The sequence below is a fragment of the Arthrobacter sp. StoSoilB5 genome (assembly GCF_019977235.1).
Classification (GTDB): domain Bacteria; phylum Actinomycetota; class Actinomycetes; order Actinomycetales; family Micrococcaceae; genus Arthrobacter.
The window spans coordinates 1,607,906-1,621,765 of record NZ_AP024646.1; the positions used below are offsets into that span (position 1 = coordinate 1,607,906).

Consider the following 13,860-nt stretch of genomic DNA (forward strand, 5'->3'; position numbering starts at 1 on the left):
CCGCAGTCGCATTACCTTAGCCGCGCGGCAGCATGGTGCCGTTGGGTCCGAAGACCGGTCCCGGCGTCGGGCGTTTGGGTGTAATGCCATCACCGGAGGATCTGTGCCGCAGCCTGCGGATAACCCACGGGACAAAGTACTCACGGGCCCACACCAGGTCCGAGGAACGGGCCTCGCGCCAGGTGCGCGCCGGAAGGGGCTTCGGAACGAGCGGTTCCAGGCTGTGATGGACGTTCAGGGCTTCCAAGACCATCATTGCGATGGTGTGGTGTCCCAGGGGTGAGAAATGCAGGCGGTCTTCGTCCCACATCCGGGGATCGGCCAACTGCCTCAGCGACCACATATCCGCAATGATTGCGTCGTGCCGTGCCGCCACCGTCCTGAGGTTTTCGTTGTAGATTGCCACCTTGCCGCGGATGCGGCCCAAGACCGAGGAAGCTGTGTCAGGTCCGTTGAACAGCACTACCGTGGCTCCACTGGAGCCCAGTTCCTGTACGGCTGCGTCCAGCTTCTCCGCCAACTGGTCCGGGTCGCCGCCGGGGCGGATGAGGTCATTGCCGCCAGCAGAAATCGAGACCAGGTCCGGCTGGAGTTCCAGGCAAGGACCAACTTGTTCATCCACGATCTGCTGCAGTAAACGTCCACGGATGGCAAGGTTGGCGTAGGCGAAATCCTCGTGGCCGCGGCCGAGTTCTTCCGCTACCCGGTCAGCCCATCCGCGGAAGCCGCCGGGGTTCTGGGGCTCGGGATCGCCGATGCCTTCCGTGAACGAATCCCCCAGGGCCACGTAACGGCTCCAAGGGTGTGTTTGGACCGGGTCGCCCGGCTCCACCAATGAATTGACGTCACTCACGCTTTCCATCCTGCCTTGAACCTGTAAACCTACGCCACCGTAGGTTGTTACCCATCGGTAACTGCAAGAATAGACCCATGACTGAAGCCGTTGCATTCCCCGCGCCCGTTGTCCTGTGGTCCCATGACGAAGCCGAGCGGGAGGGCAAGCCGCTTCTGTTGCTGCTGCACGGCTACGGCTCCAACGAGGACGATCTCTTCAGCCTCGCCGGCCTGCTGCCCGAGGGCTTTGTGGTGGCCTCACTTAGGGCACCGATGCCCATGGGGCCAGGCTTCACGTGGTTCCCGCTCACGGCGTCAATCGACTACTCGCTGGACGCCGTCAAACTGGCCGCTGAATACGCCTTGGAATGGCTGGACACCGTCAAGGCCAAGCATTCTTCAGTGACGCTGCTTGGCTTCTCCATGGGCATGGCCATGGCGACCACCATGCTCCGGTACCGTCCCGCGGACTTTGCTGCCGTCGTCGGGCTTTCGGGTTTTGTGGTGGACGCCGGCGATGACCCTGCCTTCCGCGATGCCGAACTTGACGGCACGTTACCGATGTTCTGGGGCCGTGACCAGCAGGACCCCGTCATTACTCCGGACAAGATCGAATACACCATGGGCTGGGTGCGCAAGCACGTGGACCTCACCAAGGTGCTCTACACGGGCATGTGGCACGGTATCAACCAGCAGGAGATCGGCCACGTAGGTGAGTTCCTGACCCACAAGGTGCTCAGCGACTAAACCCGCTTCAGGATTCCTTGGTGATCCGGACCGTCTGGCCGTTCACGCTAACGGTGTCGCCTTCATGGAGTTGGCGGCCGCGGCGGTCTTCGATTTCGTCGTTGACCTTGACCAGGCCGTTCTTGATGAGCTCCGTTGCTTCAACGCCGTCCTCCACGAGGTTGGCGAGCTTCAGCAGCTGGCCGAGGCGGATCATGTCGTCGCGGATGGGGATCTCTTCGATTTCCGGGTTGCTCATACAGCAATGATGCCTGAAGTAGTGTGGGGACAGTGCCACAGCCTTCTCCCCGTACCACGCTTCCGCTCGCCGTTGGCCTCCCGGTTGCTGTCGCAACCGGTTTGGTGATTCCGCTCCAAGGAAGGATCAACGGGGCGCTTGGGGCCACATTGGAGGACGGCATCGCCGCCTCTGTGGTGAGTTTCACCACAGGGCTTGTGCTTATCGCCGCAATTTCAGTGCTGACACCCAAAGGCAGGGCCGGCCTCCGGCGCATCGTCCCGGCGGTCCGCAACCGCAGCTTTCCGAGGTTCTACGTGATGGCAGGTGGCATCGGCGCGCTGTTCGTCTTTGCCCAGTCCTTCACTATTGGCCTGCTGGGCGTTGCCTTGTTCACCGTGGCCGTCGTCACGGGGCAGACGCTGAGTGGATTGCTGGTTGATCGCCTGGGTATCGGCCCCGGCGGCAGGCGGTCCATCACCGGGGTCCGGGTTCTGGGCAGCATCCTGACTGTCGCCGCTGTGGCATGGGCTGTTTCCCCACGGTTCGGCGGCAGCACAGACGTCGCTTCGCTTGTATTGCCGATCCTCCTGCCGCTGGCTGCCGGGTTCTTCATGAGCTTCCAGCAAGCCATGAATGGGACCGCCACCGTGCACTATGGAACGCCCGTGGCAGCCACGCTGGTGAACTTCATTGCCGGTTCCGTCATCCTCTGGATCGCTTGGCTCATCAAGCTTTCGGTAGCGGGCGTGGGCAACCCCCTTCCCGGTGAATGGTGGTACTACCTGGGCGGGCCCATGGGCTGCATATTCATTGGGCTCGCGGCGTTGCTGGTCCGCAGCCTTGGCGTGCTCATCACTGGTTTGGGCATGATCGCAGGGCAGCTGGTGGGCTCGTTGGTGCTCGACGTCGTGATCCCCAGTCCCGGTGCGGTGGTCGCCTTGCCCACGGTGCTGGGTACGGTCCTGACCTTGGCAGCCATCGTTGTGGCCACGCTGCCCTGGCCCAAGGGAGCATTCGTACGAAAGGTCCCGGGCAAAGGCCGGTAGGCTAGGAGACGCAGCTTTCTGCACAGTTATTACCGGCACTATTTCCCCAGCCCACCCCGCCGGACAACATCGTCCGGATTCCGGGGCAAACCACCGCGGACCGCACCCAGCGGCCCTGTAGAACAAATGGAGTACCCATGGCAGCAAAATCCGTCCTTGACCAGGTCATTTCCCTCTCCAAGCGGAGGGGCTTTGTCTTCCAGGCCGGTGAAATCTATGGTGGCTCCCGTTCGGCGTGGGACTACGGTCCCCTTGGTGCGGAACTGAAGGAAAACATCAAGCGCCAGTGGTGGCAGAGCGTAGTCCGCGGCCGCGAAGACGTGGTTGGCTTGGACTCCTCAGTCATCCTTCCCCGCCAGGTCTGGGAAGCGTCCGGCCACGTCGAGGTGTTCTCCGACCCCCTGGTGGAGTGCCTTTCCTGCCACAAGCGCTACCGTGCCGACCACCTCGAGGAAGAGTATGAGGAAAAGAAGGGCCGCCCGGCCGAGAACGGCCTGAAGGATATTGCCTGCGCCAATTGCGGCACCCGTGGCCAGTGGACCGAGCCCCAGGAATTCTCCGGCCTCCTGAAGACCTTCCTCGGCCCCGTGGCCAGCGAAGAAGGCCTGCACTACCTCCGCCCGGAGACCGCACAGGGCATCTTCGTGAACTTCAACAACGTACTCACCACCTCCCGGAAGAAGCCGCCGTTCGGCATCGGCCAGATCGGCAAGTCCTTCCGCAACGAAATCACGCCGGGCAACTTCATCTTCCGGACCCGCGAGTTCGAACAGATGGAGATGGAATTCTTCGTCGAGCCCGGCACGGACGAGGAATGGCACCAGTACTGGATGAAGGAGCGCATGTCCTGGTACACCAGCCTGGGCATCCGCGAAGAGAACCTGCGCTTCTTCGAGCACCCGCTGGAGAAGCTGAGCCACTACTCCAAGGGCACCACTGACATCGAATACCGCTTCGGTTTCCAGGGCTCCGAGTGGGGCGAGCTCGAGGGCATCGCGAACCGTACGGACTTTGACCTCTCCACGCACGCCAAGGCCTCCGGTACGGACCTGAGCTACTTCAACCAGGCCACCAACGAGCGCTACACGCCGTACGTGATCGAGCCCGCCGCCGGTTTGACCCGCTCCTTCATGGCGTTCCTCATCGACGCGTACACAGAAGACGAGGCACCCAACGCCAAGGGCGGCGTCGATGTCCGCACAGTCCTGAAGCTGGATCCGCGACTTGCCCCGGTCAAGGCAGCTGTCCTGCCGCTGAGCCGCAACGAGGACCTGTCCCCGAAGGCAAAGGCGCTGGGCACCCAGCTGCGCAAGAACTGGAACATCGACTTCGACGACGCCGGAGCCATCGGCCGCCGTTACCGCCGCCAGGACGAGATCGGTACCCCGTTCTGCATCACGGTGGACTTCGATACCCTCGAAGACCAGGCCGTGACCATCCGTGAGCGCGACACGATGAGCCAGGAACGCGTGTCCTTGGACAAGGTTGAGGCTTACCTGGCAGCACGACTGATCGGCGCCTAATCGTGGCTTTGGAATACCGCGAGTGGAAGGAAGGCGACGACCTCGCCCTCCTGGAAATCTGGGGCGGCCCGGAAACGCTCCCAGCCGAGCAGTTCCGTGCCGCGCTGGCGCCTTCCAGCAACCAGCCGTGGCGCCGTTGCATTGTGGCCGAGGACGTCGTTGACGGCGTTCGCATCCCAGTTGCTGCCGGAGTGGTCCACGAGGCTTCGCTGCACCCGGAACGCCTCTGGGCCTACATCGAGGTTGCCAAAGACCATCGCCGCAACGGCGTAGGCGCCACCCTGCTGACGATGCTGCGCCGCGAAGCCGGGAACTCGCCGTCGGGCGTTTCCAAGCTCCGCAGCAAAGTGGAGCCGGGCACGCCGGGTGCCGCCTTCGCCGAAGCCGCAGGGTTGGGACCCATTCAGCGTTCCCAGCTGGTTGTGGTGGATCCGGAGCCGCTGAAGCTTCCGCGGTTCGGCGACGGTTCTGAAGAAGCAGCCTCCGAACGCGTGGAGGACCTCGCCACCGGATCCGTGGAACTGAGCGAAGTGGTGGGCAGCTACTACTCAGCCGTCCATCATTGGGACAGCCCAGGTGAGCTCAGCATTGCCACAGTGCAGCGGCTCTTCCTGCACGATCTCGCCGGGGCCCACGGAGCCATTGTGCTGCGTGCGCCGAAAGCAAGCGCCTTTGGTGCCGGAGTGCCCGCCAGCCGAAAAGGCAAGATCCAGGCCTTCGCCATCAGCTACGCCCAAGGCAACTCCGAAGAGCCTTCGGACGTCTTCCTCGGTCACGATCCGAACCTGTCCGACGACGACGCAGAGGCTGCCGTGAGGGACCTCCTGGCGCTCATTGCCTACCAGCACCCCGTGCTGTTGGAAGTGGACGAATCGATGACGGCCCTGCGCAGCGTACTGGCACCCTTGCTGGATTCGGGCAAAGCCCATGTACGTGGCGCTGACACCCTGATCGTGAGCGACTGACCACCGTTCTTGCATCCCCGGATCCCGCCCTGACCATCACCGATGGGCAGGGCGGGATCCTGTTTAAGGACCTGCCCGGATCCATGTTGGCAGATGCCCTTGACGCGGCCACGGTGCAGGAGTAGGAAGGCGACGTAAGCCACGCGCCGAACATACTCGGAGGGAAGCGGCGTCTGTGGAACAGCTCCGGTCTCGTCTGAATCGGTGGTAACAACATGAATGGAACGGCCCTGGATGGGCTGCGGGATCAGCTGCGTGGGCAGCTCATCACTCCCGAAGACCCTGACTATGATTCGGCACGGGCAGTCTTCAACGCCATGGTGGACAAACGTCCGGCGGGCATCGTGCGGGTGGCCCAAGTGGCCGATGTGATCGCGGGGGTTAACTTCGCCCGGGAGAACTCCATGCCCCTGGCCATCAGGGGCGGCGGACACAGTGCCCCTGGATTTGGAACGTGGGACGATGCCTTGGTCCTGGACTTCGTCAACCGTACAGGGGTCCGGGTTGATCCGGAGACCGCAACTGCGCGGGCCGAAAGCGGAACCACGTGGGCTGACTTCAACCATGCAACGCACGCCTTCGGGCTGGCGACCACGGGTGGGATCGTCGGGTCCACGGGAGTTGCCGGACTGACCCTGGGCGGGGGAATAGGCTACCTGGCCCGAAAGTACGGTCTCTCCTGCGACAACCTCATTTCAGCCGATGTCGTCACCGCGGATGGAAAGTTCCTTGTAGCCAGCGAGGACCAGAACGAGGACCTGTTCTGGGCGCTCCGGGGTGGCGGGGGCAACTTCGGCGTGGTGACCTCGTTCGAATTCAAACTCCATCCCGTTGACATGGTTCATGCGGGAGTCATCTTGTACAGCGCAGAGCATACGGACACCGTTGCCCGGTTCTACCGCGATTACATCGCGAACGCGCCGGAAGAGTTCGGCGCTTTCCTGGGCTTCCACCAAGGGCCGCCAGTTCCGTTCCTTCCCGAAGAGTGGCATGGCAAGCCTGTCTGTGTGGTTGTGGGGATGTGGACGGGGGACATGGGAGAAGGCGAAGCACGGTGGCAGCCCTTCTTGGACGCCGCGCCCGTGGCGGGCTCGCTTGTAGCACCCATGCCGTACCCAGCCCTGAACGTTGCCTTCGACGCACTCAACCAGAAAGGCATGCAGGGATATTGGAAAGCGAACTTCCTCCCCGAACTCAGTGACGGCGCCATCCAAGCGCACGCCAAACACGGCGCGACGGTCACCAGCGTCAATACGGCTGTGCACATTTACCCGATCGACGGGGCCGTCTCACGCGTTGATGTCCGCGACACAGCGTTTGCGCACAGGAACATGAAGTTCGCGCCGGTCATCGCCACCCAGTGGATGGAACCCGCGGACAACGAAGCCAACATCGCCTGGACGCGGGAGTATGCGGCGGCTCTTGCACCGCACTCGGCGCTTGGTGGATACATCAACTTCATGGACACCGAAGACCAGAACCGGGTCACTGAGAACTACGGCCCCAACTGGGATCGTTTGGTGGAGGTCAAGCGCAAGTACGATCCCGGCAACCTATTCCACGTGAACCAGAACATCAAGCCGGCCTGAGACGGGGTTTCGGTGGGACCCCGCTAGGGTTGAAACCATGAGGTTTTGCTGCTGATGGGTCACGGACACTCCCACGGTCACACTGAAGGTTCCGAGCCAACGCCACAGGCAATTGCGTCCCGGAAGCGCGCCAACTGGCTGTTGGCTGCGGTACTGGTACCGCTTGGCGTGCTCACGGTCATCGCCATGATGGTCATGTGGCCCTCGGGCAGCCGGGAGGGAATCTCGTTCGCGAGTCCCTACCAGGCTGCCCCGGGAGTCACGTTCGACACCGGAAAGATCCAGAGTGTGGTGCAGGAAAGCTGCACACAAACTGGGCAGTCCACGCAAGGGCAGACGGGAACCAGCCAAACGGACCCAGGCCAAACAGTTCAAGGCCAGTCCGGCGGATCCGACTGCACCTTTGCCTTTACCCAGCCGGACAAGGGCGGGAGCCCCGTCAAGGTGGTGATCAACCCGGACGTCGCCAAGTCCCATGGCGTGGATGTGGGGGACTCCATCCGATACCTGAACCTCTCCGGTGTCCAAGGCGCAGCGCAAGGCAACGGCTCGCCGTCGTACGTTTTCGTGGATTTCGTGCGGAGCCTGCCGATCGCCCTGCTGGCCATCCTCTATGCGGTGGTAGTGATCGCCGTGGCGCGCTGGCGCGGCTTCCGGGCGCTCCTTGGCTTGGTGGGTGCCTATGCAGTGCTGGTCAGCTTCATCCTGCCGGGACTTGTGGAGGGGAAGCCGCCACTCATGCTGGCTTTGGTTGGTTCCACTGTGATCATGATCGGGGTCCTGTACTTCGCCCATGGATTCTCGGCAAGGACCTCCACGGCCCTGTTGGGGACCATCTTCGGCCTGGGCATTACGGCGCTGTTGGCGGCATGGGCAACCGACGCTGCCAACCTTGCGGGCGTAGGCGACCACGACGCCGCGACGCTGATAAATATGTCGGACAAGATTTCCATCTCCGGCATCATCCTGTGCGGCCTCATCATCTCAGGCCTCGGTGTTCTCAACGACGTCACCATTACACAATCCTCGGCCGTTTGGGAGCTCTACGAACTGGCCCCGAATACCAGCGCCCGCAAGCTGTTTTCCTCGGCGATGCGGATTGGCCGCGACCACATCGCTTCCACCGTTTACACCATCGCCTTCGCGTACGCTGGCGCGGCCCTTCCGATCCTCATCATCGTGATGCTTTACGACCGCCCACTCGCCGAGGCCCTGACCAGCGCGGAGTTGTCCGAAGAAGTCATCCGGACACTGGTGGGCTCCATCGGCCTGGTGTTGGCCATTCCCGTTACTACGCTGATTGCCGTGCTCGTGGTCAAGGCGACAGGCGTGAAGAGTGCCACACTGGCGGCACGCTCCGTCGACCCGGACGACGTCGAGGACACTGGTGCGCTCGCCGCTGCGGCCGCCGTCGTCGGTTCTGACCGCGAGGAAACGCTCGACGGCGGAGCCCGGCCTGCGCGGCCGGGGAGCCGCCGTGCCAAGAGGGAAGCGGAGCGGCGCGGCGACAGGGCAGACCCGGCGCCGTAGCGCGCCGAAGCAGGGTTAACTGCGCCGCAGGGGGCTCCCAACGGTCGATTTGCCCCGATTTGCGACAATGGATGGGTGACTGTAGTAGCAACGCCCCCTGCCCCAAAGCTTGAGCTTCCGCCTTTGCAGCTCGGTGGGATCACCGTGGACACTCCCGTGATCCTTGCCCCCATGGCGGGCATTACCAACTCCGCCTTCCGCAGGCTCTGCCGTGAATATGGTGGTGGCCTGTACGTGGCCGAGATGGTGACCTCGCGTGCGCTGGTGGAACGGACTCCGGAATCGTTGCGCATCATCTCCCATGATGAGGACGAGAAAGTCCGTTCCGTGCAGCTCTACGGTGTTGACCCCGTAACCGTCGGCGCAGCAGTCCGCATGCTCGTCGAGGAAGACCGCGCTGACCACATCGACCTCAACTTCGGCTGCCCGGTGCCCAAGGTCACCCGCCGCGGCGGCGGTTCCGCGCTGCCGTGGAAGATCGATCTTTTTACGGCCATCGTGCAGACCGCGGTGAAGGAAGCCTCCAAGGGCGGCATCCCGCTCACCATCAAGATGCGCAAGGGCATTGACGAGGATCACCTGACGTACCTCGACGCCGGCCGCATCGCCCGCGATTCCGGCGTGGCCGCCGTCGCCCTCCACGGTCGGACGGCTGCGCAGTTCTACTCCGGCCAGGCAGACTGGTCCGCCATCGCCCGCCTTCGTGAGGCCTTGCCCGACATTCCGGTGCTGGGCAATGGCGATATCTGGTCGGCGGAGGACGCGGTCCGCATGGTTCGGGAAACCGGTGTGGACGGCGTCGTTGTGGGCCGTGGCTGCCAGGGCCGTCCGTGGTTGTTCGGTGATCTCCAAGCAGCGTTCGAAGGCAGCGACCAGCGCCACCGTCCGGGCCTGCGGGAAGTTGCCGAGGGCGTCTACCGGCATGCGGAACTCATGGTGGAAACCTTCGGTAACGACGAATACAAGGCACTCCGGGAAATTCGCAAGCACATGGCCTGGTACTTCAAGGGTTATGTGGTGGGTGGGGAGCTTCGCGCCAAACTTGCCACCGTGCCCACGCTCGAGGTCCTTCGTGAACTCCTTGGAGAGCTGGACACGGACTTGCCCTATCCGGGCATCGATTCCGAGGGGCCGCGAGGCCGTGCCGGTTCTCCTAAGAAGCCCGCCCTGCCCAAGGACTGGCTCATGAGCCGTCAGCTGAACGCGGAACAGAGTGCCGAAATCTCCGCAGCAGAGCTGGACGTGTCAGGAGGCTAGCTTCACACGTGTAAGACTGGCTCAAGAGGCACCACACAACGGCGCTTGAAGGAGGCAGATACCCATGGGAACCGAAGCGATGCTGGGCCGCACTGGAACGCCGCACGACTACGTGCTGGCCATTCCGGGCTACACCGAAGCGGATTCTGCGCGGTGGGTGGAAGAGCCGCGAAAGACCAACTACCGCTCCGACTTTGAACGCGACCGGGCACGGGTGCTCCATTCCTCGGCCTTGCGGCGGCTGGGTGCCAAAACGCAGGTTGTTGCTCCGGACACGGACGATTTCGTTCGCACCCGGCTGACGCACAGCCTCGAGGTTGCCCAGGTGGGCCGTGAGCTTGGCCGTTCGCTGGGCTGCGACCCGGACGTCGTGGATACCGCGTGCCTGAGCCACGATCTCGGCCATCCACCGTTCGGCCACAACGGTGAGTCAGCCCTGAACGAAGTGGCACATACTATTGGCGGCTTCGAGGGCAACGCGCAAACACTGAGGTTGTTGACGCGCCTTGAACCGAAAGTCCTTGCCGAGGACGGCAGGCCCGCCGGGCTCAACCTGACCCGCGCCAGCCTGGATGCCGCGTCCAAGTACCCGTGGTCCGCCGTCGACGCCCCCGTCATCCATGGCCACCGCACCAGCAAGTTTGGTGCATATGAGGACGATCTTCCCGTGTTCGAGTGGCTACGGGAGGGCGCTCCGGGCAACCGCTCCTGCATTGAGGCCCAGGTGATGGACCTTGCGGACGATATTTCCTACTCGGTCCATGACGTTGAGGACGCGATCGTTGCTGGCCATTTCCAATTGAAGTGGATGGAAAATCCGGACCACCGCGCCCGCGTGGTGGGCTACACCAAGCAGTGGTACCTCCCGCACAACGATCCTGCTGACATCGATGCTGCCCTTGCCCGGCTTGAGGCCACCAAGGTGTGGGTCCGCGAGGCCGACGGCAGCCGAAAGTCCATGGCTGCGCTGAAGGACATGACCAGCCAGCTCATCGGCCGGTTCTGCCAAAGCGCCATGGAAACCACCAGGGACCATTTTGGCCCTGCCAACCTGACCCGCTACGGCGCGGAACTGATGGTCCCGGAGGACACTGTGACGGAGATCGCCGTCCTCAAGGGCCTGGCTACTACGTTCGTCATTTCCACGGACCACCGCCAGCCCGTGTACGAACGCCAGCGCGAAGTGCTGCATGCCCTGGTGGGCGTCCTGAACGCCACAGGTGACCGCCACCTTGAGCCGATGTTCGCTGCTGACTGGCGTGACGCGGCCGACGACGGTGCGCGTCTGCGGGTAGTGATTGACCAGGTGGCGTCGCTGACGGATGGGTCTGCGTTAGCCATGTACGAGCGCCTGGTGGGGAGCCTGCCGTCGCTCTGGTAGCGGCTATCATGGCCTCCCTGAGCGACTAGGATGGTCACGTGGCTGGCTTGATCAAACGTGAAGATATCGACGAAGTACGCCAGCGCACGGATATCAAGGAAGTCGTTGACGGTTACGTCACGCTCAAGAGCGCCGGCCTGGGAAGTTTCAAGGGCCTGTGCCCCTTCCACGACGAACGCTCACCATCCTTCACAGTCCGCCCGCAGGTGGGCAGGTACCACTGCTTTGGCTGCGGCGAGGACGGGGATGCCATCTCCTTCGTCCAGAAAATGGACCACAGCTCCTTCCATGAGGCAGTCGAAAAGCTCGCTGCCAGGATCGGCTATGAACTCCGTTATGAGGACGGCGGCACGGGCCCAAGCCGCGAAGAAGTGGGCAAGCGGCAGCGCCTGCTGGACGCCCACAAAATCGCGGACGAATTCTTCCGCGCCCAACTGCTGACTCCCGGTGCCGCCGAGGGCCGGAACTTCCTCGACGGCAGGGGCTTTGACCGCGCGGCCGCCGAGCACTTCGGTGTGGGCTATGCACCGCAGGGCTGGGACGCACTCCTCAAGCACCTGCGCGGCCGTGGGTTTACCGACGCTGAACTGAGGCTTACAGGCATGTTTTCCGAAGGAAACCGGGGTATCTACGACCGTTTCCGTGGCCGGCTGATCTGGCCCATCCGGGACATCGCGGGCGACACCATCGGCTTCGGCGCCCGCAAGCTCTACGAGGACGACCAGGGCCCAAAGTACCTGAACACCCCCGAAACCACGCTCTACAAGAAGTCCCAGGTCCTCTACGGGATCGACATCGCCAAGCGGAACATCGCCAAGGTCCGGCAGTTGGTGGTGGTTGAGGGGTACACGGACGTCATGGCCTGCCACTTGGCCGGAGTCACGACGGCGGTGGCCACCTGCGGGACGGCGTTCGGCACCGAACACATCAAGATCGCCCGGCGCCTGCTTTCGGACGACGGCACCGGGGGAGAAGTGGTCTTCACCTTCGACGGAGACGCTGCCGGCCAGAAGGCCGCCCTCCGCGCCTTCGAGGAGGACCAGCGATTTGTCGCGCAAACGTACGTCGCAGTAGAGCCCACTGGCGCTGATCCGTGTGATCTTCGGCAACTCAAGGGCGACGCCGCAGTACGTGAACTCATCGATAGCAGGAAGCCCCTGTTCGAGTTCGCCATCCGGGCATCGCTCCGGAGGCACAACCTGGACACCGTGGAAGGTCGCGTCGCGGCGTTGCGGGAAGCCGCGCCCGTTGTGGCGCAAATCCGCGACTCCGGCATCCGGCCCGCCTATACGCGCGAACTCGCTGGCTGGTTGGGCATGCCTATTGAGGAAGTCAGCCGCTACGTTGGGGCGGCAGCCAAGCGCGCGGCTTCCGGCGGTAGTGCGCCCGGCGCTACGGAACAACCCACGACGACGCCGGCAGCCCCGCCGTCGAACGGCCAGGTGTTCAATCGTCCCGACCCGCGGGACCCCGTGGCAGGGATGGAGCGCCAAGCGCTGGAAGTCGTCCTGCAGGAGCCCTCAGTCCTGGGTGACGGTGCCTGGGAGCGTTTCGAGGCTTCCCATTTTGCTACGCCGGCATATGCGGCGGTGCATGCAGCCGTACGTGCCACAGGGCTGGCACACGCGGCTGATCCGGTGGCATGGGTGGAGCACATCCGGCAGGAAGTTCCGGAGCCCTTGCGGCCCTTGGTTTCCGAGCTGGCCGTCACTCCCTTGCCGGCCAGTACTCCGGAGGCCATGCAACGGTATTGCCGGGACATTTTGGCGAGGCTTTTCGAACTGCAGATCACGCGCATCAAAGCTGACAAGATGGGCCAGCTGCAGCGCCTTGACGCAACTGCATTTCCGGAGGAATTCCAGCGCCTGAACCGCGAACTGATGGTGCTGGAAATGCAGCGCCGCGCTCTCCGTTCGGACTCCTGACGTTCCCTGCTGATGGCCCCCGGACGCAGGCCCGGCGCTCGATTTCGTTTTCCGGCGGGGCCCTGTTAAGCTAGTAACCGCTTCATTCCTCCGTAGCTCAATTGGCAGAGCATTCGACTGTTAATCGAAGGGTTACTGGTTCAAGTCCAGTCGGAGGAGCGCACAATACCCCCGTTCCGGTGTCTCGGAACGGGGGTATTTTTATACCCCCAGGGGGTATCTCCGCCCGATTCGCATTCGCCTAAAACCTTTGCTAAAGTCATAACCGCTTCATTCCTCCGTAGCTCAATTGGCAGAGCATTCGACTGTTAATCGAAGGGTTACTGGTTCAAGTCCAGTCGGAGGAGCGCAAGGGCCCCGCATCGGTTTCACACTGGTGCGGGGTCCATTTTTTTACACGAAATCCATCTCCACCTGAAGGAAGCGGGCTGCTTCCGCCACTGCGGCCAGGAAGGCTTCCTGTTCAGTGGGAGGCGTGCGGGGTTCCCTCGGATGCCACTCGTGGGGAGCGGAGTAGACGCGGCTGAATCCACCACCCGGCGGTGCATAGAAAATTCCAAACCGCTGGACGGGCCACTCAGGTGAGGTCTCCGGGGCAACCAGCAAGGCGGCGTCCACCTCGGGGTTGTACCACTGGGCGATGGGCCGGCGGCGATCATCGGTGAAGAGGCCGGCAGCATAGAGGGCCGCAGATTGGGGACTGGTCACGGAGCACAGCCGGTCCCACCACAACGGCAGGATGCGTTCATCCCGTCGCTGCCAAGGTGCCGGAAGCGGCTGCAGCTCTTGCCAATGTGGCACATCTCAACTTTATCGCCGGGGACGGGCCGGGAACAGGGCTGC

General features: G+C 63.2%; 12 protein-coding genes and 2 tRNA genes. 11 read left to right on the plus strand and 3 right to left on the minus strand.

All coding sequences use genetic code 11. The features are described from left to right. Window positions 1-16: 16 nt before the first annotated feature. Window positions 17-862, minus strand: a complete 846-nt coding sequence (locus tag LDN75_RS07275) for an SGNH/GDSL hydrolase family protein (protein WP_223936474.1) — start codon at window positions 860-862, stop codon at window positions 17-19. 68 nt (window positions 863-930) lie between these two features. Here LDN75_RS07275 and LDN75_RS07280 point away from each other — a divergent pair, with 68 nt between their 5' ends. Continuing rightward, window positions 931-1,581 (plus strand): phospholipase, encoded by a 651-nt coding sequence (locus LDN75_RS07280; RefSeq protein ID WP_223936475.1) that lies wholly within the window; start codon window positions 931-933, stop codon window positions 1,579-1,581. 7 nt (window positions 1,582-1,588) lie between these two features. On the opposite strand, the gene LDN75_RS07285 is transcribed toward LDN75_RS07280, so the two are convergent. Continuing rightward, window positions 1,589-1,819, minus strand: a complete 231-nt coding sequence (locus tag LDN75_RS07285; protein WP_223936476.1) for an RNA-binding S4 domain-containing protein — start codon at window positions 1,817-1,819, stop codon at window positions 1,589-1,591. A 23-nt stretch (window positions 1,820-1,842) separates the two neighbouring features. Between LDN75_RS07285 and LDN75_RS07290 the strand changes: the two genes are divergently transcribed. From LDN75_RS07290 to LDN75_RS07335, 10 genes are all read left to right on the plus strand, one after another. Further along, on the plus strand, window positions 1,843-2,847 hold the full coding sequence (locus LDN75_RS07290) for a DMT family transporter (protein ID WP_223936477.1): 1,005 nt from the start codon (window positions 1,843-1,845) through the stop codon (window positions 2,845-2,847). A gap of 137 nt (window positions 2,848-2,984) precedes the next feature. Then, window positions 2,985-4,370, plus strand: a complete 1,386-nt coding sequence (locus tag LDN75_RS07295) for a glycine--tRNA ligase (protein WP_223936478.1) — start codon at window positions 2,985-2,987, stop codon at window positions 4,368-4,370. A gap of 2 nt (window positions 4,371-4,372) precedes the next feature. Continuing rightward, complete coding sequence (locus tag LDN75_RS07300; RefSeq protein ID WP_223936479.1) at window positions 4,373-5,335, plus strand: GNAT family N-acetyltransferase; 963 nt, start codon at window positions 4,373-4,375, stop codon at window positions 5,333-5,335. Window positions 5,336-5,550: 215 nt separating this feature from the next. After that, window positions 5,551-6,924, plus strand: coding sequence for an FAD-binding oxidoreductase (locus LDN75_RS07305; protein WP_223936480.1), 1,374 nt, complete (start codon window positions 5,551-5,553; stop codon window positions 6,922-6,924). Window positions 6,925-6,978: 54 nt separating this feature from the next. Further along, on the plus strand, window positions 6,979-8,454 hold the full coding sequence (locus tag LDN75_RS07310) for a YibE/F family protein (protein ID WP_223936481.1): 1,476 nt from the start codon (window positions 6,979-6,981) through the stop codon (window positions 8,452-8,454). Window positions 8,455-8,529: 75 nt separating this feature from the next. Next, window positions 8,530-9,711, plus strand: coding sequence for a tRNA dihydrouridine synthase DusB (gene dusB, locus LDN75_RS07315; protein ID WP_223936482.1), 1,182 nt, complete (start codon window positions 8,530-8,532; stop codon window positions 9,709-9,711). A 64-nt stretch (window positions 9,712-9,775) separates the two neighbouring features. Continuing rightward, window positions 9,776-11,092: a deoxyguanosinetriphosphate triphosphohydrolase gene (locus LDN75_RS07320; RefSeq protein WP_223936483.1), complete on the plus strand. Its 1,317-nt coding sequence runs from the start codon at window positions 9,776-9,778 to the stop codon at window positions 11,090-11,092. A 38-nt stretch (window positions 11,093-11,130) separates the two neighbouring features. Then, a complete protein-coding gene (gene dnaG, locus LDN75_RS07325; RefSeq protein ID WP_223936484.1) occupies window positions 11,131-13,017 on the plus strand; it encodes a DNA primase in 1,887 nt (628 codons plus the stop codon). A gap of 86 nt (window positions 13,018-13,103) precedes the next feature. Next, window positions 13,104-13,176: transfer RNA gene (locus LDN75_RS07330), tRNA-Asn, on the plus strand. Between the two features lie 115 nt (window positions 13,177-13,291). Then, window positions 13,292-13,364, plus strand: a tRNA-Asn gene (locus LDN75_RS07335). Window positions 13,365-13,410: 46 nt separating this feature from the next. Here LDN75_RS07335 and LDN75_RS07340 read toward each other — a convergent pair. Then, entirely contained in the window at window positions 13,411-13,818 is a 408-nt protein-coding gene (locus tag LDN75_RS07340) for a hypothetical protein (RefSeq protein WP_223936485.1), read from the minus strand. Between the last annotated feature and the right edge of the window lie 42 nt (window positions 13,819-13,860).